General features: G+C 54.2%; 18 protein-coding genes and 2 pseudogenes. 4 read left to right on the forward strand and 16 right to left on the reverse strand.

Annotated features, from left to right (window positions below; genetic code table 11):
- Positions 1 to 5 precede the first annotated feature (5 nt).
- The 4 genes and pseudogenes from VI123_RS19340 to VI123_RS18265 all read left to right on the forward strand — a co-directional run.
- Positions 6 to 185: pseudogene (locus VI123_RS19340) on the forward strand (DnaJ domain-containing protein); the annotation flags it as partial.
- Between the two features lie 780 nt (positions 186 to 965).
- Entirely contained in the window at positions 966 to 1673 is a 708-nt protein-coding gene (locus tag VI123_RS18255) for a hypothetical protein (protein WP_336339498.1), read from the forward strand.
- A 406-nt stretch (positions 1674 to 2079) separates the two neighbouring features.
- The gene (locus VI123_RS18260; RefSeq protein WP_336339499.1) at positions 2080 to 2946 is read left to right on the forward strand and encodes a ParA family protein; all 867 of its coding nucleotides are present in this window, start codon (positions 2080 to 2082) and stop codon (positions 2944 to 2946) included.
- Entirely contained in the window at positions 2939 to 3325 is a 387-nt protein-coding gene (locus VI123_RS18265; RefSeq protein WP_336339500.1) for a hypothetical protein, read from the forward strand. Before VI123_RS18260 ends, VI123_RS18265 begins: the two co-directional genes overlap by 8 nt.
- Before the next feature lie 392 nt (positions 3326 to 3717).
- Here the strand turns inward: VI123_RS18265 and VI123_RS18270 are convergent, their stop codons facing one another.
- The 16 genes and pseudogenes from VI123_RS18270 to VI123_RS18340 form a co-directional block, all read right to left on the reverse strand.
- Entirely contained in the window at positions 3718 to 4392 is a 675-nt protein-coding gene (locus tag VI123_RS18270) for a hypothetical protein (protein WP_336339501.1), read from the reverse strand.
- The gene (locus tag VI123_RS18275) at positions 4392 to 4655 is read right to left on the reverse strand and encodes a hypothetical protein (protein ID WP_336339502.1); all 264 of its coding nucleotides are present in this window, start codon (positions 4653 to 4655) and stop codon (positions 4392 to 4394) included. Before VI123_RS18275 ends, VI123_RS18270 begins: the two co-directional genes overlap by 1 nt.
- A gap of 275 nt (positions 4656 to 4930) precedes the next feature.
- Complete coding sequence (locus VI123_RS18280) at positions 4931 to 5338, reverse strand: HVO_A0114 family putative DNA-binding protein (RefSeq protein WP_407067023.1); 408 nt, start codon at positions 5336 to 5338, stop codon at positions 4931 to 4933.
- Between the two features lie 27 nt (positions 5339 to 5365).
- A pseudogene (locus VI123_RS19345) lies at positions 5366 to 5658 on the reverse strand (toxin-antitoxin system TumE family protein); the annotation flags it as partial.
- A gap of 139 nt (positions 5659 to 5797) precedes the next feature.
- Entirely contained in the window at positions 5798 to 6436 is a 639-nt protein-coding gene (locus VI123_RS18285; protein ID WP_336339504.1) for a hypothetical protein, read from the reverse strand.
- A 2-nt stretch (positions 6437 to 6438) separates the two neighbouring features.
- A complete protein-coding gene (locus VI123_RS18290; RefSeq protein WP_336339505.1) occupies positions 6439 to 6789 on the reverse strand; it encodes a putative ATP-dependent zinc protease in 351 nt (116 codons plus the stop codon).
- On the reverse strand, positions 6786 to 7724 hold the full coding sequence (locus VI123_RS18295; protein WP_336339506.1) for a poly-gamma-glutamate hydrolase family protein: 939 nt from the start codon (positions 7722 to 7724) through the stop codon (positions 6786 to 6788). Before VI123_RS18295 ends, VI123_RS18290 begins: the two co-directional genes overlap by 4 nt.
- A 69-nt stretch (positions 7725 to 7793) precedes the next feature.
- On the reverse strand, positions 7794 to 10448 hold the full coding sequence (locus VI123_RS18300; RefSeq protein WP_336339507.1) for a hypothetical protein: 2655 nt from the start codon (positions 10446 to 10448) through the stop codon (positions 7794 to 7796).
- A 40-nt stretch (positions 10449 to 10488) separates the two neighbouring features.
- Complete coding sequence (locus tag VI123_RS18305; protein ID WP_336339508.1) at positions 10489 to 11643, reverse strand: hypothetical protein; 1155 nt, start codon at positions 11641 to 11643, stop codon at positions 10489 to 10491.
- A gap of 9 nt (positions 11644 to 11652) precedes the next feature.
- The gene (locus VI123_RS18310) at positions 11653 to 12420 is read right to left on the reverse strand and encodes a hypothetical protein (protein ID WP_336339509.1); all 768 of its coding nucleotides are present in this window, start codon (positions 12418 to 12420) and stop codon (positions 11653 to 11655) included.
- A gap of 276 nt (positions 12421 to 12696) precedes the next feature.
- On the reverse strand, positions 12697 to 13524 hold the full coding sequence (locus VI123_RS18315) for a hypothetical protein (RefSeq protein ID WP_336339510.1): 828 nt from the start codon (positions 13522 to 13524) through the stop codon (positions 12697 to 12699).
- Entirely contained in the window at positions 13487 to 14509 is a 1023-nt protein-coding gene (locus VI123_RS18320; RefSeq protein ID WP_336339511.1) for a hypothetical protein, read from the reverse strand. Before VI123_RS18320 ends, VI123_RS18315 begins: the two co-directional genes overlap by 38 nt.
- A gap of 417 nt (positions 14510 to 14926) precedes the next feature.
- Positions 14927 to 15889: a class I SAM-dependent methyltransferase gene (locus VI123_RS18325; protein WP_336339512.1), complete on the reverse strand. Its 963-nt coding sequence runs from the start codon at positions 15887 to 15889 to the stop codon at positions 14927 to 14929.
- Positions 15886 to 16671 (reverse strand): SagB/ThcOx family dehydrogenase, encoded by a 786-nt coding sequence (locus VI123_RS18330; protein WP_336339513.1) that lies wholly within the window; start codon positions 16669 to 16671, stop codon positions 15886 to 15888. Before VI123_RS18330 ends, VI123_RS18325 begins: the two co-directional genes overlap by 4 nt.
- Positions 16668 to 18002 carry a YcaO-like family protein gene (locus tag VI123_RS18335; protein WP_336339514.1) on the reverse strand — a complete coding sequence of 445 codons (1335 nt, stop codon included), beginning with the start codon at positions 18000 to 18002 and terminating at the stop codon, positions 16668 to 16670. The genes VI123_RS18330 and VI123_RS18335 overlap by 4 nt, the downstream gene beginning before the upstream one ends.
- Positions 17987 to 18871, reverse strand: coding sequence for a TOMM precursor leader peptide-binding protein (locus VI123_RS18340; RefSeq protein WP_336339515.1), 885 nt, complete (start codon positions 18869 to 18871; stop codon positions 17987 to 17989). Before VI123_RS18340 ends, VI123_RS18335 begins: the two co-directional genes overlap by 16 nt.
- Positions 18872 to 19791: the final 920 nt, after the last annotated feature.

The raw sequence follows: 19791 nt of genomic DNA on the forward strand, positions 1-19791 counted from the left end.
CTAATATGGATAGTAGTACCGCAGCCGACATCCTCGGGGTCTCAAAGGGTGCAAGCGAGGATGAGATTGAAGAGGCCTACCGAGCGGCCGTCAAATCTCACCACCCGGATATTTCTGACGACCCTGACGCGACCGAGAAGTTTCTCCAGGTGAAAGAAGCGAAAGAGATACTGTTAAAGTTCGCTCAGCGCCGCCAACAGTCGACGCAGACGGGACACAAAAAGTCGAACCAAGACTCGGGTTCGGGCACTCGACGTCGCAGCCAACGCTCGTATCATCAACAACATACTAGGAAGACATATCGAAAACCGAGCGAGGAACGAACCGAGAACACCAACGAGTCGTCCGAAAGGTCAAACGCATCGGACTGGCGTTCAGAGCGTCAGCGCCGGAAGGGCGGCAAACGACAGTCGCGAACTACGTCGAGGTCACAGTCTACATCGAAATCTAAGACTCGAACGCAATCTCACGGTACGTCTCAATCAAACGACGACACCCAGTCTGACGACCAGTCCCAGTCCAGCGGCCAAAATCACCCACAATCACAATCGAAACCACTGAACTGGGAGGGCGTGGTGACCTGTGCGAGAATTCTGTTTTGGGGTGACCGGCCAGACCATCGGAACCCGTTCAAGGGGCGGACCATCCCGAAAACCATTCTATACACGACGATTACGCTCCTTGCTGGAGTTATCCACGCTGTTTGTGATGGGTTCTTCAGACCTGGGAAGGTTCGAGAATCGCGAGTGAAAGGTTACTCGTTAGGATTAGCGCCCTTCCAGCTACTGAATGCTATCTCGTATTCGGGAGAGAGGTTCACCGCTGTACTCCGACAGTGGCAGAGTCCGACTGCGTTCATCGCGAGCATAATTGGCTTGACCCCTGCTGCCTTGGTGAATGGGCTATCTCATCCGATTTCTTGGCTTCAAGGTGCTGGCCTCATCACTGGTGTAACGTGCCTGTATGTGGGGGTAGCCCTCTACGACTTCAATTTAGACGAGGGGAGTGTAGACAATACAGGGAACTCCCCTACAGAGAACCTTGACGAAGAGCGTTGGTCCCCATTAGGAGACCTCCTACTGTTGACGCTCTTTACCGTGTCATACGCCATCGCCACCACAGTCGCACCAAGCCTGTTCTACACGTCAGCACTGTTTTTCCCAATCTTGTTTGTCTACTCACTTCCTGTGGCTTACGTCCTTGAGCGTGGGTACAAACGAACAACAGGGAATAGTCCGGACACTGTCTTTGGATACAAAGGGCAGGTGGGAACACTCGCGGTCAGTATGGTGCTCGTCGGCGTGGTCGTTCACACCGAGCCGCTGCTGATACTATCACCTGCCTCAGTGCTCGGAGTTGACATCGGCCAACTTCCCTTTACTACACAATCAGCGAACGGCATCTTGGTGTCTGTCTGGAGCGCTTCTTGGTACGCGTTCCTGGTACCCGCTCTCGGGATTCTCGACATCGGATGGGTGCGCTGTCTAGAAGATTGGAAAGAAAATATCGCGGCGAAAATCGCGTGGAATGGGATAGTAAGCAGTTGCGTCGGTGTCCTGCTTTGGACTGCCCTCCCATTCACGACTTCCCCACTACAGCCTCACGTGGGATTCAAGCACCTTCTCATCGCGAGTATTGTGTTCATATACGCATACGGGATTACGACCGACTAACTGTGGACAAATCAACAACCGGACGCCGTATAATCACAAGGACACTCCGCCGTATCAGTACTCGTGCTGGCACTGTGGACGCAGCTTTTGACATTGTCACCGAAGAGGTTCTGTAGATTTTTTGTAGGGGCCCTTCTCCCGCAGACGGAGAACCGGTGATGACTCACAGTGCTCTGGATGATACCCACGAGCAGCGGTTAGGATGTAACCGATGCCAGGTCACCGTGGCATCGTTAGCGGACGGTCACGGGTCTGCCTGTCTGGCCTGTGACGGTGAACTCGGACCGCCTATCACGCACAAACAGCCCTATATGAAAGGCTATAGAATTTACTATAGTCTATCTTCAACGGATGTCTGACGTAGATTTATGCCTACAGAGTATCCTATAGGTACTACTATAGCCACATGACCGAGACACTACGCGCCGCCGCGTTCCTCGACAAAGGCGGCACCGGCAAGACAACCACAACGGCCCACCTTGGCGTCGCTCTCAGCGAACAGGGCCACGATGTTCTCCTGATTGACCTCGCTGGGAAACAGGGCGACCTCGCTAAACACTTCGGAGTCTGGAGCCACTACCGAGATCAGATTGACAGCGACGAAGCATGGCCGAACATCAGCACGGTCTTCGATGATGCCTGGGACACCATCGCCGGGAAGCTTGGTGACGATGCGGTCGCTGATTTAGTCGTCGCGACTGATGAGGGACCAGACCTCATCCCCGCCCACCCAGGGTTAGATACGCTGGACGCTGAACTCGGCAACATCGACGACGCCCGCGAGCGGTACAGTCGCCTCGAGCAGTTCCTCGATGAATACGTCGATCCGCTCTCGTACGATGTCGTCCTCATCGACCTGCCGGGTATGACCAATAACGTCTCCTACAACGGCCTGTGGGCCGCTCGACATGTCATCACGCCTGTTGAGATGGGGCCATTCGAGGCTGAGCAGGCGAACGCTCTTCGCGAGGACCTCGAGAAAATCGCGGAGAACTTCGCGGTTGACATCGATCTCTCGCTCGTTCTCCCAAACAAGGTCGATACGCGGACCAATCTCGCCGAAGAATATCTTGAGTCGTTCCAGACGGCATATCCTGATGCGATTGCGCCTGCATACGTCCCGTACTCGCAGGACATCCGCAACGCGGCCGAGAGCGGTGAGACTGCCTTCGCGATAGCTGAACCCTCGACGACAGCAGACCGAGCTCGTGAGGCCTATCTCGAAGCCGCAGGAGCCCTCGTCGAACAACTGGAGAGTGAGACCGATGAGTGACGACCCCGATCTCGAGGACCTCAAAGCTCAGACCTCACAGGGCGACCGGCTGGACTCCGCAGCGAAGGAAATAGACCGGCAAAACCTCGTCGATGATATCGTCAATGAACTCGAGGCGATTGACGCCGGCGACCAGCAGAAAACGGTCAGCGTGTGGGATGGTCAACTTGCGGCGTTCATCCGGGCGCTCGAGGCCAACCCCGAACATCTGGATGCAGTCGGTGATGGCCTCCAGGAACAACTCGATATCGAGGAGACTGAGATTGATCGAAGCTCGGTCCTTCGGCTGGCACTGCGAGTGGGCTTCCAAGAAGCAGCCCCAGAGCAGTTCGAAGCCGTCCGGGAAGCGGTGCGAAGGCAAGCGACGAAGGGCCTATAGAATCCCCTATAGGATACGCTGTAGACTTGACTTTAGAATTTGCTATAGGAAAATAGCTATTTTAGACGGCAGAACAATCACTCGCGCATGGGACGGAATCCCAAATGCCCTCGCTGTGGTAGCTTCAACGTGACCCGAACACACGGAATGAAGAACTGCAAGGACTGTGGGAAAAGTTGGGAATAAAACTCCGGCTATCGGTGTGGTGGCGGCTGCTATAGCAACCGATAAATATTGACGGCGGCCAGTAGAATCTCGCTAAAATAGGGGACCGCCCCATATAGGATAAGCTATAGGATTTACTATAGCAATTTCTGTAGGCAGGGTAGAGATTCTATATCGTCATATGAGGTTTATCTGGTGACAGACCATGTCAGGCTGGTCAGCCACAATCAGTGCTCGAAGGAAACCCCAGCTGTGCCCTCAAACCCACACCGTGGACAGGAAATCGACAGGCCCTCAATAGCCGCCGACTCGACGCGCTGGAGGACACCCTGGCAGATGAACTTCGAGCACGCTGGACACTCGACAGACTGCAGCGCAACTGGTTTCGCGTGGCGTAGGCAGTCCTTGCACCCGGAATAGGCGGGCACGACCGAATTGCACCGGGTAATCCGGTACGTCGACCCCTGGTTTCCAGCGCCACAAGCGGGTTCGGCTTCGCCGTAGGCGGCTGCCTGCGGATCTGGGAAATGGTACTTCTTGGCCTTGCCGCCGCTGACGACCACCCACGGGACCCGCTGGTTCAGCACCTCTATCTCGTCGACATCGAAGGCTTGCCCGTCTTCAGTCCAGTCCGGCGACTCGAGGGCGTGGAGCGACGTTTCGTAGTGCTCACCGTAGCTCACCAGTTTCAACCCGAACACCGAGGACCTGCTGTTCAGGCGTAGCACGCGCTTGGACTCGCGGGCGTCGGCCGGGTCGTCGATGGTCCGCTCGACGACATCTGTCACGTCCCACGTTCGTGTGTCGTCGTTGACCACGAGCACATCACCCTCCTCGATTCCCTGGAGTGTCTCCACCAGCGCCGGGTCGGTGCTGGCGTCGGGGGTCTCAGTGACACCCATCAGTCGTCACCCGGCACCGTGTCGGGATGGGCGTTCCAGAGCCGGCGGGCGGGGCCGTTCTTCGGCGGCGTTTCGTAGTCGATATCGTGGCGGTCCAGCACCCGGTAGATTGAGCGCTTCGAGACATCGTGTGCGGTGGCGAGGTCGACGACATCGAAGCCAGCCTCGAGGGCTGCTTCGAGATACGACGCCGACGTGTAGGCGTCCGGCGAGAAGTCATCCAAATCGAGCGCAGCGACCAGTTCGGCCTGGCACTCGTGCATCGTAGTCTGTGAATCGTGGTTAGTCATAGCCGTATATGTCAAGTTAACTAGCCGGATTTCCTAGAGTGTTTCGGGGGAAACGACGCGAGTGAGCACCAGCGAAATAGCGGCAAGGAATGTCCGTACCATCCCCCTCCCCCCTTCACTCTATTTAATACCCGCGCGTGCAGGGGGCGCAATTGGGAGCCAGCAGTTCGAAGCCGCTACCGGCGGATTCTGAGACCGCCGATATATTCGAATACTGAAAATGAGGTGCTGCAGTGCGAGGGCTAATCTTACGGGGCAATTGGCGTATCACTGCCGGTGTCAAGTCCCAGCAGTGGGACGTCACCGGAAAACTCGAATTCATCGTACCAGACGGTGGGCCGTTTCGCTCGTCCCTCATCCGTGAGTTCGATCAGGCCATAGTCAGCAAGTTCGTGGACGTTCTCAGTCACTTCGGGAGGATGTCGGTCGACGATGCGGGCGAGTTCACGGATGCTGTCCGGTTCGTGTTCCACGATCGCCTCTAAGAGTTTCAGATTCGTCGGTCGGAAGAGACGGCCGAACGTCGCGAGGCTTTCGATACTCAGTCGAGACGGGTTTGCTTCAACGTCTTCCCCCGCGTCGATAGCCGAAAGGGTCTCCTCAAGGCCGCTACGGTCGGGGCGCGTACCAATCGTGATGTGGAGTGTTCGGGTCATGGGTTCGTGTGTGAGTGTGGGTTGATACCAGTCGATGCGTTTCTCGGGCGGGAGTGCAGCACGCCACGCTTGATACAGTGGCTGGAGTCCATCGAACTCGAGTTCGAAGACTTGTCCCGCGATGTGCAGTTCATGTGGCCCGTGGTGGTTGTCGAACCGGATGATGGGGTCCGCCGCACCAGCCTCACCGTAGTGGAATGCGTACTTCACGCCGTCTGGGTACTGGTTAGACTCGGGAACCTCGAGGACCGTACGCGAGCGACAGTTCCGTCATCGTAGGCCTGAATCTCATCTTCCAGCACCACGACATCATCGCCCATCGATAACTGTTAGTTTGTACCCTAACAATAAGAACGTTAGGGTCTAAGCTAACAATGAGGCAATGCCGACTCATCACCTGAGTGTCTATATCAGCTAACCCACTGCAACCGATACGTATCTGCTGAATACAGGGAGATTTCACCAGGGAATATACGCATCAAGTGCCTGATCCAGCGACTGACCAATATAGACGCGCCGCTCACGGAGGAGACCGTCCGCATACAGATGGCTACAGAAGCCGATAAGAAACGAACCAGCAAACACACCTGAAACTAGTAGAGGGTACGGCGCTCTCGCAGCAGCAAGAAGCGTCACACCGGCACTGTAGAGGCCTACGGAGACAACAACGCCGGTCGGAATCTGGTGACAGAGCCCTCTATGGTCCATTTTTTGCAAGAGTTCTGGAAGTAGTAGGTACGTCCCACACCCCAGAAGCAAGGGAAGTACGACGGCAGCTTCTCCGGCGAGTGGACCTGCCAGCGGCGATGAGACGAACCGGTTGGTGAGAGTGACGAGATGTCGGAGATTCACATGTAGAACAACAAAGGAGACACCGATCACCAGCCACGTCACGGTGGGCAAAAAATACCGATAGGGCTTGGAATTCGGCTCATCGAGGTCAGGAGCTGCCGCTCCAATCAATGTCGCTGGCAGACTTCCACCGGCAGCGCCGAGAATAACGACCGGAGGGAGCCCTGCTTGGGTACTGAGGCCAAACACTACTACAGCGACAGCGTGGGCAGCAACACCAATCCGCATGTGTTTCTCGTATCTCATGGCTACTGCTCTACGTCAACGAGGTACCCCCGCAACACGTCCCGACCGAGTCGGAGCGGTGCCGAAAAGTTCGCTCTGTCAGTGACGCTGGCTTTGATTTCGTGCTTTTGGTTTTTGACCACCACTGTGAGATGGATGATCTCGCGCGTATCGCTATCGTCTGTACTCGACCGGAACACCGCCTCATCGATTGGTTGTAGAATACCGATTGACTCGGCTAGCGAACGGTCGACACACGTCCGTTTGGCACCGGTATCGATTCGGGCATCGACCTCGGCGGAGTCCGTGGCTCCGAATAGAGTGGCCGTCTCCACCGCGCCGAGAACGGGTTTCGCTGTATGGAGTGCTGTCATGGGCTCTCCCCTCCGAGATATGCGAGTACCGCCAATGCGACCTCTCGGCCGACCGTCTTCCGGTGGATCTGCGAAATTCGGGGCGTGACTTCTATCTGGAGACCACTCGCTCCGTCCCGAGTCATCCAGTTGACGATGTTTTCGTGGCTCGCCCCCATCATCGAATGCTGGCTCAGATCAGTGATGTAGTCATATTTCGACGGGAGCGCATCATCGAGCCGGCCGGCGACTCGGTTACGTAGGTCCGACCCAGCCCGTCCACCGACGAGTACCTTCGGACTCTCGTCATTGTTTGGGACATCGTGAAGGTGGAAGGAAACGGCTAGGTCGTAGTGACGGGCAGCAACCTCCCGGAGCTTTGGGAACGAACGTAGATGCATGGACGAGGATCCGACGTGCCAGCGGCCGAAGTTTTCCTTCCCGTAGCCACGAGCTGTGTAGACATCGGTGGGGATGCCGTACTCCTTGCACTTTTTGTGAAACCAGTCGGCACTCTCAGTGGTGTTTGCCTCGATGTCGCCGCCGTGGTACGCCATCACCAGAATGTCGCTGGTGTAGTCGTCGATATGGAGCGTCTCGGTGAACTCGTTGCGCCGGCGAGCCTCCGGGAGTGTAAGAGTGTTATCGGGCACCTGGTCACGGAGTTCAGCCTCGAAGTCGCCCTCGTCGCTGATGTATTGCCGGCCATTGGGGCCCAGTTCGACGCGTTCGTCGTCTGAGTCGGTAATCGCGGCCACGTGGTACGCGGCGATGTAGCGACCAGTAGCGACACGCTGTGGTGAAGCGTTCGGCTTCGCGAGGGCGACTTGCTGGCCTTCGACAATCTCCAGTTCCGAAGCAATACTCTGGCTAATCGTGATGCTGTTCTTGGTATCGTGTAACAGTGACGAACCGTCTGCGTCACGGGCGAGGACGTGTGTCGTGTTGTGGGTCATAATTGATCTTATAGACAAGTGGTTTGGTCAGCAGCATCTCCGCGAAGAGGTGAGAATGAAGAGCCAATCTCATTGGCCCATATCTTGATGAAGACGAATCTGCTTCGGTTCGGTTTCCCCCGAGAATGCACGAATGCGGACCAGATACTCGTTCAACTGACGCTTCACTTCCTTGCCATCGTCGGTGATCGTCCACTCGTCGGGGCCGGAGCCTCCATTCACACCGATGACGAAGGCCGTGTTCCGCTGTGTCTGCCAGATCTTCTGGGTGAACCGCTTGTCCGCTGGACTCTGAAATGGGCGGCCACTAACCGGATGGGAGTGGCATCCACCGGCTAGCCGATGGCCAATATCCTTACGCTGGTTCGCGAGGAGTCGGAGGTGCTTGAAGAACCCGGAGGTGAACGAAATCGACTTTTTCCGACTCTTGAGGAAGTCAGGATGGTCAATGACATGGTGGTGGCGGATGAGTCCATCTTCGTCGGCATAGACGACCGAGTAAACCTCGCGGTTTGGCGTGGCGGTCGCCTGGTATGCCAGTTCATTCAGGACGTGTTCGGCAACGTCCACGACTGACGGGTCGCACGACGCAGGCGCCTCACCGAACGGAACGATACCATAGCCGTCATCCGCATCGTAACTGGGGCCTGGTGCCACCGAAGAGGTCGGGCCCTCGTCGTCAGGCGTCCCCGGAGTGGGTTCATCAGGCGCCGTTGAAGAACTGGTCGCAGAGTCATCTCCGGCATCGGTGTCACCAGATTTCGGGGTCCCTCCCGTCGAACCGGAACGGCCGGACGACGAATGTGACGCAGTATCGGAATCACCGCCACCTTCCCGGTCTGACGTCGAGTCGTCGTCTCCATCTGAAGAGGGGTTCTTCGAGGTGTCGTCTGATGGCGTCTGCCCGGGGCCGGTATCGGTACCGAAGTCCATATCGGCACCCGCAGGTGGTAGAGCACCATCTTCACCGGAAGACCCGTCGTCGGGTCTGCTATTTTCAGGTGGATTCGGGGTTTCAGCGGAGGTGTTACCGGAATCCGGCACCTCATCGTCCGTTTCCGGAGCCTCCTCACTCGGTGACTGCGAGCTATTTTTTGCGTCCCCAGAGTCAGCATCGTTGCCGTCTTCATCCACTGGCCGTCCAGCGTGCGAGTCAGCCGACGAATTCCGTTTCTCGGGGCCCGACTGGCCAGTTGAGGGGGAGTCGTCATGGCTCTCAGACGACTGTTCAGCGCCTTGAACAGGCATATCTTGATCAGTCCCGTCTGCAGTCGGCGAGGAATTATCCGGGCTGTCATCCGGCCGGCCATGGGCGTCCCCAGGAGCCATTGCCGTCCCGACAGGGCTTCCATCATCGTCGGTTTCACCGTCGACAGTCCCGCCGGAAACTGGCTTGCCACCAGTCGTTTCGGGAGTGTCGTGACCAACGTCGGGCATAGTCTCGTGGCCCGGTGGAGTCGTATTTTCCCGACCAGCTCGCGATGACGCCTCCGTGCCTTCGGTGGCGGCCGAGGATGAGGTGTCTTCCCCGGTATCAACTTCGGGTGCACCGCCATTCTGTGTTACCCCCCGATCGGTCTCTGGTCGATCACCTGCGTCAGAACCGTCAGGCCTGGAACCAGAGCTGGGGGAATACTCATTTCCCTCTGCCACCGGGTCCTCGCTCCCATTGCCTGCCTGGTCGTGTTCCACGATGTGGTCCGGCAGTTCGATTGCGTTATCGAAGACGAACCCCGCAACGTGAATTTTCTCGGCGTCCCACTCGATAACGTCGATGACTGGAGCGTAGGACGAGAGGATGTCGCGTGCCCGATCCGTCCATTCCGGTGGCGCGGACACCGTGATGAAATCCGGCTCAGCCCGGGCGAGCGGGTGGAGTGGTTCGCCTTTGTGACCACGGAGGTCCTTCAGCGTTGCTTGACTCGCCGCTTCGGGACCCGGCGGCTCTGGCGCCGGAATAGTGAACGTCCGAGCCGAGCCCAGGCCGGAGACACCGTTGGTCTGGATGAGCGCCGGCAGGTATTTCAGCACTTCCTGCAGGGCGTCCTCATGATGGGGGGCCACGACCAGCATGGTGTCGTAGACAGCCGACAGTCGGTCGACCGTCGTTTCGTTGTACGTAATCCCAACCAGAACGGGGCCGACGTCCCGACGGAGAACGGTGAGTTCCTGGGGAATTCCCTCAAGGGTCGCCGCCATAGGGCGGCGAATCGGCGCCACGATACCGCTGGCGTCCGGGAGCGGGTGCTCTTCTCCCTCCCGCATGAGCGTCTTGACGAGCGTATCGACTTCTCGCTCGCCATCGGCCTCCGCAACGGACATCTCCGGACGGGATCGGGTCACGGCGGATGACGCCGTGGGTGCGTCGGAACTTGACTCGACGGTATCTACGGCATCAACGTCACTGAGCGAAACAGCATCCAGACGACCCTGTTCGGCGGGTTCACTCGCTTCAGCTTCATCGTCGGAGCCTTCCCCGAAGAAGGAGAACCCACCGACGAGCCACAACAGGGAGGCGCTCTCCCCGGTGGAGATACCGTACACACCCACGCCGATGAGGAGGGCACCGGTTAGTATCATCATCGCAACCGCCTCTCGAGCGCCAACGTGTGGCCGTGGCAGTCCCTGAGACTGGCGCTCAGCCGTCTGTGCTTGGACCTCCGCCTCGTCACTCTGCACGTCTTCGTCGTCACGTAGGTCGATGAGTTGAATATCGTCTACCATTGGTTTGATATCTGAAATTACGACTGAATCGGTGTACAGGCTATTCGTCCTCGAGTCGCGGACCAATGTGCTCGGTCCAGAACTTCTCCCAGCGACCGATTGCTGCCGAACTCTTCTTGATCCCAAAGGTATCTGCGTGAGATTTCCATACCTGGTGGAGTGGCGAACTCGAGTCGCGAATCTCGGCGTCCACGTAGTCAGCACCTGCTTGGCGGACGTGTTGGTTGATCCAGTTCGCGTCAAGCGGCCAAAACGCCACGCAGTAGGCGTTCTCGACAGGGGCAGAGATAACACGGAGGTCCTCGTGCTGCCCCAGTTCGACATCTTCAGGGACGACAGCGAACTTGTCGGCCTCAGCAAGGGTGGGGGCAGATTCATCTGCCTCAATATCACCGTTTTCGAGGGCCCACGGAGCCCACTGGGTCGCGGAGAACCAGGGCTCGAGCGAGTTCGCGGCCCGCTGGATTGCGGGGTTGAGGTCCATGTCGGCGCGGCCGCCACGGGGGACCGTTTCTAGTGCCATGGTCCAGTAGCCGAATCCGCGGTTCGCCACGTCGGTGTGGGCTATCACGGCAAGGGTCTTGGCCAGTTCTGGCGTGACAGCTTCCATGCCGACCTCCTGCGCTCGGTGGTCGACAAGGATTGCCGGCGCATCCATCATCGCCACACCGGCACCTGCGAGAATCGCGTTCTGCGGGTACTTGTACAGGCCGCTGGGAGACGTCTTGTGCGACGGGATCACGACATCGATGGTCCCCTCGAAGGCGAGGTCGACATCGCAGAGCTTGTACAAGGGGAACCCGGTGCCGAGTGCGCAAGGCACCAACGCGTGGTCGGCCTCTCGGGACAGGGCCAGTAGCGCCTTCTCTATGCGAGGCTTCATAATCGGTTCGACGTCCTCGACGCGCAGGAGGTTGCGACCAAGGTCGACATCGAGAAGTTCTCCCTCCTCGTCTTTCACCCCCTCGCTGGGGATATATAGGCCAACACGCTCGCCGGCCGCCTCGCGGTACTCGGCGGTGGCAACGGCGAACGTGTTCGGGGGGTAGAATTGCCCGACGTTCGTCTTTTCGAGGAGATCGTCGGCAGAGTCGACCACCATCTCACCGCCGTCGGTCTGCATCTCTTTATTCGCGCCGTCGTTGTTTTTGAGCTTGTTCTTCAGGTAATCTATCGTGTTATGTAGGTCAGTCATGTATTGTCCTCACCGAAGGGGCGAAGGGGTTTCCGTCGTCTCAGTATCGCCGTCGTCGTCGTTGTCGGCAGAGTCCGGTGTCTGGCCTTTACCTCGGAGGTATCCGAGATAGCCAGCGATGCTCAGCAGCGCGAGCAACGCCCCGGTCACAACGGCAGCGGACATCCGCAGCGGAGTCAGGCGATTCGCCCAGCGGACGGTCTGCATAGGAGGTAGTTCCGACTCAACAGTGGAGTTGAGGTCCTTCGCCGTCTGATAGCGGTTTCGAGTCTCCTGCAGGCCACTAGCATTTTCTACTCGAATCTGCCGGGCCTGCTGACGGAACTGAGACATCTCTGCGGAGTTGTACCCAGCTGCCTCGCGTGCGTCCAAGTAGTCAATAGTCGCGTTGAGATATCGATGCGCGCCGAGGTTGTAATGCCGGTTGAGCGCAGATCGGGCCTGTTCACGAGCCACCTGCCAGTGCTCACTGGCGTTGTCATAATTTGCGCGACTGTAGCTGATATTTCCCTGCTCAATCCGCGTACGCACCGTGGTGATAGTACTCTGATCAACCGAAACCACCGGGCTCTCGTCGAGCCTCTGGAGTTCGGCTAACCTCTCAAGAGCGCGTGCCCGTTGGTCAACGGCCTCATCAGGGCTAGTACTGGGCAATCCAGCACCAGCAACAGAAGACTGTTGACTAGCGATAACAACACTGCCAGAAGCACTCATCGCGCCAGCCAAGGGCGCACAGAGAATGAGCAGCACCAAAATCGGTGAGCGCAGATGTTTCATTCGCTTCTCACCTCCAGAAACTTTGCCAGAGCGAGAGCTGTGCTGTTGAACGGAATAGTGCTCGGACGTTTTGCAACTCGTCGTGACATCAACTGAGCGAACGGGGAATATCGGTAAAAAGCCCTGAGAGCGGTCGAATTCGAGGACAAATAAGATAATCGTTACAAGCGAAAAACAGGCTGTACGCCTGTTTAGATTTCATAGGTGCCCACTTTTGCTAAGGGCATACTCACGGTAAGAAGCAAGTTCAAATCCGATTTGAATTAGGCCACTGATTTATTCTGAACAACGAGAACAAGCCGATTTCAGCGAACGGAACTCATGAGCCAAGTTGGACACATCTTGTGCTGAAGCAACCGCGAGCACGGACTGGTGGGGTTCGGTAGTATCGTGAGCGTAAATCATAAACTGAGATTCTGTAACAGCGACGCTCGTTGTCCGTTTTTCTACGGTGTATAGGACATTATCCGCTATATCCTCAGGTTGCGTCCAGCGGTACCATATCGGCTGAGAGGCAGAAGGGGACCAGTCATCAACTGTGGATTCCGAAACCGAAGACTCAGTTAGGAGTACCTCAGCTCGAACTTCTTCTTCAGCTAAAACAGCTCGATGAGGTGGTAGGGGATCAATGAGCACTGCATCACTGTCTTCTCGGACACCGCGCAAGAACCGTTCAGCACCTTGGTTCCCGGTAAACGCTGATCCAGATACGCAATCAGCCACCTCTAGGAATGACGGCGAAATAACTGTCTCATTCCACGAAGGTAGTACAGTGAATAGAGGGCTCCAATCTTGAGTTGTGGTTGCAACGTTCGTTAGAGCGGAGCAGGCGTGGTGGACTTCTTTTCCGAATTCTGTTAGAGTGTAGTCGTCGTGATCGTCGTTGACAAGCCCGTATTCTACAAGCTTGTTGAGATGCGCCTCTTCTTCTTTAAATGCGCGCTCAGGATTTATTTCTGAGTCATTGAGAGCCATAAAATATGCATATGTATCGGGAGATTCTGCAAGGCACGAGAGTAATTCAGTTGTGGACTTAGCTTGTGGCCGATGGATTGATTTATTTGATTTACCCATTGCGATCAATTTTCCGAAGAGATCGGTCATACTGTGCGACAGTATCAAACAACTCGTTAGCCCAGTCAAGAATATCTGGGTGGGTGGACTTCATCGTCACATGATAGCTGTCTGACTTCGCGCCTTTCCCCCAGAGGAATACTGTGCTTTCCTCAGTTGTGTCATATTCAAACACCCCGAGTAGGTATGGGAGACGAAGTTCAAGTCCCCGGATCCGGATATCGTCAGTCGGATCGTTCAAATCAATGAGTTCATCCAGAGTGTTTGCATCACCGGAGTTGTTCAACCCGTGTGGACCGAGGATCATTTGTACTTCAGTATCAGTCTGAGTGTAGTTTTCGAGTACCGGAAGCGAAGGGACGAGCCACGGGGTGAATATCTTTATTTTCGTTGCATTCGAGCAACACCGCCGACATTTCTGGCGTGGTATAGTTTCCGCCTCCGGATCCTCTTCCCACTGGATAGTAGTCGGTGCAGACCCATCCTCAAACCAGTCGTCATTAGGGATATTGACCGCTTCGAAGGAGAACGCATCGAACGGTGGAAGCCACTGAGAGCGGAGTTCCGGATTGGCCGGATCGTCTGGTATGTGTCGAGTCTGGTCTGGAAAACCACGAAGTAGTCGACCAACTGGAACGCGATATTGTGCGGCGCGGGCGAGAGTTCTAAATCCTTCTTCAAACTCTTTTCCGAGTTCAGTTAACCCGTATTGCTTGTCACCCTCATCCGTTTCTTTTTCATATATCATTCCCTTGGAAATAAATGAATTTATGTTACTTCTACGGAACGCACCCTTGGGGAAGGTATCGATCAAATCATTGTTGTTGACCCCACTCGCAAACAATTCCATGAACCAAGGCCGCGCGTTTGACTGAGCACCACCAAACATTCCAAACTCATTGCTAATGATCTCTGATCTCTTCTGTGGATTGTCGGACCCAACTATAATGTTATCAGCCGGTGGGTCTCCATCATGATTAGAATTTCCTGAGGCTTCCCCCTTGTCAAAAGCCATATTTGACATTCATGGTGTTCTTATACAAAATAATGGCTTGTGATAGGCTCACATGATTAGTAGCGAATAACAAAACTTGAGAGCAGACGCTAATGAAGCTGGCACCTGCAGAACAGCCATCTTAGCGGTTTTAATCAGTTGGAGTTCGTCACATCGGCACCGCAACTACAACCTCCGCCACCACACCCACCGCCACCGCCACATTTCAACACTGCTCCGGATGCGTCATCTAGTTGACTGCCTCCATCATCCGGTGATAGTTGACGTATCGACAGGTCGAGTCTGTCCGGCTTATCGTTGCTCATATTTATACGTAGAATACGATCCGTGATATTCTTTTGCTTTTTTTGCAACAGAGATATATTCAAATCAACGTTCGGATTCGTTTTGTACTACACCGATATTCAAATTTTTATTTTAAGTATGCCCGAGCAGTTGGATAGTACGTCCTGTGTTAATGCGCTCAGCCGATTCAACTTTGGATGCAAGTTTAGCTTCAATCTGATCGATCCAGTATCCATCAGAGGGAAACCCTGCGGTTAACAGTATTTGATCGGTATGTTTAATTATATCTTCCAGGCGTGTTTCAATTACCTCTGGTATAAGATCAAAGTATGGATCTAAAACAGCGATATCAAACTGTCGATCCGGTATCGGCAATTCAAAGAAATCTCCCTCGTGGAGTGTGACAAGATCGCTATCTGCAGCAAGGTTCTGGCGGGCACCGGAACAATCCAAATCAATACAGTAAGCATCAGTTCCCCCCTGTTCAAGGACAACACGAGACATTGCAGCAGAGCCACAGAAAATATCTAGAATTGAGTCGATCTCATACCGTTCACACAGCATCTCCATAGTCTGAATCGGACCAGGAAGCGGACCTGCAATCGCAGCCCCTCCCCCCAAGACAAGGTGATCCATTCCATATTGTTCCATCTTTGACGTTAGTTCGCTATCAGAAGCCAGAATACCGGATTTAATCGCTTTTTCCAGTGAAATTGAGCGGTCGAAGGGGCCATCGTTGATAGTAGAGCGTTGGATTGCATCAACACTGACTAAAAAACGCTCATCTATATCACGGGTTTGAGCCATGTAGGAGGTCAGCCATCCACTATAAAGGAGGGAAAAATATCCTCTGTATCCACCTACATTGAACGGTGTAGCTTGTCCAAGTAACTGAGACCTGTTGTTCGTCATCACACGGAGCACCACTTCGTACTCTATATCAGAGGAGTATGCAGATTGTCTATCATAGACCTCGATGTCTTGGACTTCGAATTCGAAATTCGGATCAACAATTACTCCTGTGACGAGCTGGTGGAACTCGGCGCGCAATTCTTTGTGGAGTGTCTCATCTCGTAGACGGTCAAGCGCTGTCATCGGCTCTCATCCTCATTGTTGTCATGCTGGGAGGCGGTAGCTGGACGACCAACAGCTCCAACGTAGAGGGTAGTTTCATTCCCATGCAGGCAGAGGTACTCATCGGCTTGATCCTCAAGGAATCCACCGTATGGTCGACACCCAAGACCAACGCTTTCGGAAACAAGACAGAGGTTCTGCATCGCATGCCCTGCTTCAAGATTTGCGTATCGGTAACCTCTTTCACCGTATTTCTTTGTAGTCCGCTCGAGGTCTGCAGTTACAAACACAAGCATTACAGCGTTTTCGAGGGACCCGTAGACGAATTCCGAAAACTCGTGAACATCGTCCTGTGGGGTCTTATTTAATGCATTTTGCCGGACATCATAGTGGTATACACCCGTTTCAACCTGTTTAGCGCGGAGAACAGTAGTGTAGAGCTCAAGGGGGTATCGAGCCCCTCCCGAAGGGTACGCCCTGAGGTGGTCATCGTCAGTCTCGCCTCGTTCCGTGATTCCTGCTGTCCTTGCTAACAATCGTCCAAGCGTCTCGCGGCCAATACTCGTAGGTTCGAATGTTACTGGAGATCGACGTGTATCAATCGTGCGTTCAAGTGGGACTGTCTCAACAGGGTCCGGGCAGGGGAGGTCTATCTTTTCCCCTCGGTCATATGTTTTATATTCAACTTCAAACCAGTCTTGAGGGGCTTCAGACTTGTCGACTGGGTCTATTTCGAGGTTTTTACTATTCTCGTGATACGTTCGGTGCAACGGTATGTTGTTGAGGTTCTTACGTGAGGTCATAGGAACGGATGTGGCATGGTGTTTAATTCCGATTCTGTGCGTGGTTCGGCCAGGTAGCCAGTCTCAACAGGGACGGAATATAGCCGGTCAGTACCGAGGTATTTGAATGATTCAATCAGATGGAGTGGGTGGAATTCGGGGATAACTGTACTGACCGTTTTGAATCCCTGAGTTCGAATATCAGGTGTAGTTACATCTGCGACATACCAAGAGTAGCCATTATCTTCCAGGAATGTTTCAAGGGTCGCAAGTGCATCGGAACGGTCACAGATGGGCTGTTTAAGACCCGTTCTCTCGTCTGTTTCCAGCCAGAAATCTAGTTCATTGACACGTTCGGGTGGGGCCCAGTACGCGGCGCGTTGTTTGAGTGTTTGAATCGTCGATGTATCACTGTCAAAGGTCTGTTCATAGGCATCCCAGGTGCTTATTTGGAATGCCTCACGAAGGGAATCCCGAATTGCAGTAGTCATGTCAACGCTTGCATCTAATCCTAAGCAGACACCAGGTCGACGGTCATGATCAGTGGCAATCGCCAAGCATGCATGAACTGGGTGGTCCAAGGAGATGTCGAGGACATGAACATCCATTCCACGGTTTTCGAGTTCCTTCTGGAAGGCTGCAACTCCCTCATCCTCAACTGAAGAGAGGTCAATTTTTGGAAATTGGAGTTTATTCAAGTAACCGATAATAAAGCACTCTCGTTCGACAATTTCACACAGAGCCCGATAACACGCTGACTCGTAATCCATCCCTGCCGCCGCACCAGTCGTCATCGGCGACCGAACAGTTGTCGGCGATGAAAAAGGCAGATAGATGAGTTGCCCGGGAACAAGAGTCATTTTCCCTGAAACCATCTCTCGTGTTGCTGTCCAGTGGTACTCTGACATGCGGATATCGTCGCGAGTTAAACTCATTCCATCAAGCTGGCGCTCACTAAAAGCATTCATCGCCAGCGGATTCATTGCTCGTCGATCCAAGCCATCATAGCGACTCGTGATGAAATCATCAGGATCAGAAAGCGATAAGCAATATCGTTCCACCGCTTCGCCGATAGCGGCAATCCTGGCCTCGTCACGGTTAATCGCCGATCCGCCAGTGTTATCAGGGTCTTCTAGGCCATTCGGCGAGAACGCTGCTGTCTCCTGTATCTTGCTGACATACTGAAAGACATTACCTGTCTCTATTGAGTTTGGGGTCCGCTCAGTAAATCCGACAATAGGGCCCAACCGTGGGTCCACAAATTCTTTTCCAAGCTCAATTGCGATATCTATCGGGACATCACGCTTCGTATGGAGTCGTTCTCTTGACGGTGCTGTCAGTTCGTTCCGCATATCTCACACCCCGGGAGGCGAAGCACATCGGTCGTTGTCAAGTCCATATTCAGTGGATCCACCTCAACAACGGCACCGGTGGACTGTGGAGTCCTATCAGGCGCAACAATCGAAATTAGTTCAACGTGAGCTAATGACCAGACTAACGAGTCAACTACAGATGGGTAGATCCGGTCGCTCTCCTGCTCTTGTTCGCTGTGCTCACGTTGTTCTATTTGCCTGTTAGAGGCGCTTGCTATAAGTCTCTGGTAGTAACAATTGTAGCAGGCATCAGTTTTGGGTGGCGTATATGGCCCGAATTTGATTACCGAACCTACCAATCGAATCGGGAGCCAAGGGATGTTATCAGACCACGTTTTTTCAAGAACGGCCTGATGGAATGCAGGATCTTCGCCCGCAGCTACCGTTACCAGCAACTCCGGTGATTCCCCATTAGATGAGATATCTGATAGCAAATCTATAACTGAAAGTTCTACTGACGACGTGAGTACCTCGGGAGGGGTCGTAGGAACACCGGTCTGAGCCAGTAATGTAACATCAGTATCATTCAATCGAGCCTGAGTGTCAGCGGGCCGGTTGCTAGCCCAGTTGAGGAAGTCATCGTTAATACCGGCTTGCTCACGAACAAAGCCAGTCTCAGACAACCGTTCTAACAGCTGCTCTGCTGTCGATTCAGGGATCTGCAATCTATTCGCAATTTCATCTGAAGTTGTTCCTTCACGGAGCAACGGAACTACTTCCGCAACTAGTGCTACCGACTCCCCTTCAAGAACATGTTTCTCAGTTGGTGCGGACAGTACCCCACGGTCGTCATCAATCCGGATGAAACGGATGTACTCCGGAAGGTAATATTCGTCTGACTTAGTCATTGGTTGGCTTAGAATGTACGTATCATATATTCGATTACGCTTAGTATGTGGGATGTGAAAATCCCACAACAGATTCGGCAGCGTGTATCTGTGCAGTTGTGGTAGATGAATGTTAGCTCTCCACAATGGCTGACGTGGGACTCTGTAACGGGATCCAATGGCCCTTATTCTGTTAACTTGGATCCGGGGTTGGCGCCGAATTGCAGGACGGTCCACCACAACAGGCACCCGAACAACTCGAGTTAGCCACTGCACTCGCTGTGGTCTGTTCGGTGGTTAGAGCGTTAATCGTCAGGTCGATGCTATCTTGCGCGGTGTCGTCTTCACCAGGCATGCAAGTGTCCATTTCTGAGGTGAGTATATAACAGGGTAGCCCGAAGCCTATCAAATCAGTGCTGACAACTGAAGATTAGCAATATTGAAAGTAGTAAAGCATCTTATTTTGCAATATTTAACAAGTATGCTCCAGTCATAATTCAAATTTGATTTGAATTGCTCTACCAACGACATCAGAAATAGTAGTCCAGGCGTTAACGTCGTCCATCTATCATATCTCCAGACACTACCATCTCATTTGGTCTTCGGATGCTACTGGATTCCCGAAGTCAGTTCCTCAGACAGCAGTAACAGTAGTCGCTCTATTTGAAGTAGTCTTGACTCAGCACTACTGCTCCCCGGGTTACTGTACTAGTCGATCAATCTCAGTAACGATTTGTTGTATTAGTCGTAACAGATTTCCCCGATAACAGCGGAAATCGTGGTGTCTTCGACCGACCAGTACCCTCTTTAGTAACGGAAAAAAGAGCGTGTCATAGAATCCATCTCATAGTTTCTCACAGCCCGGTTCGTTTCCTCGCTCGTAGTTGGTGATGGCAATGACGAGTCGGAGACACAGCGCGAGGAACACTTCTGTTCGTGCG

The organism is Haloarcula sp. DT43 (assembly GCF_037078405.1).
GTDB lineage: Archaea > Halobacteriota > Halobacteria > Halobacteriales > Haloarculaceae > Haloarcula > Haloarcula brevis.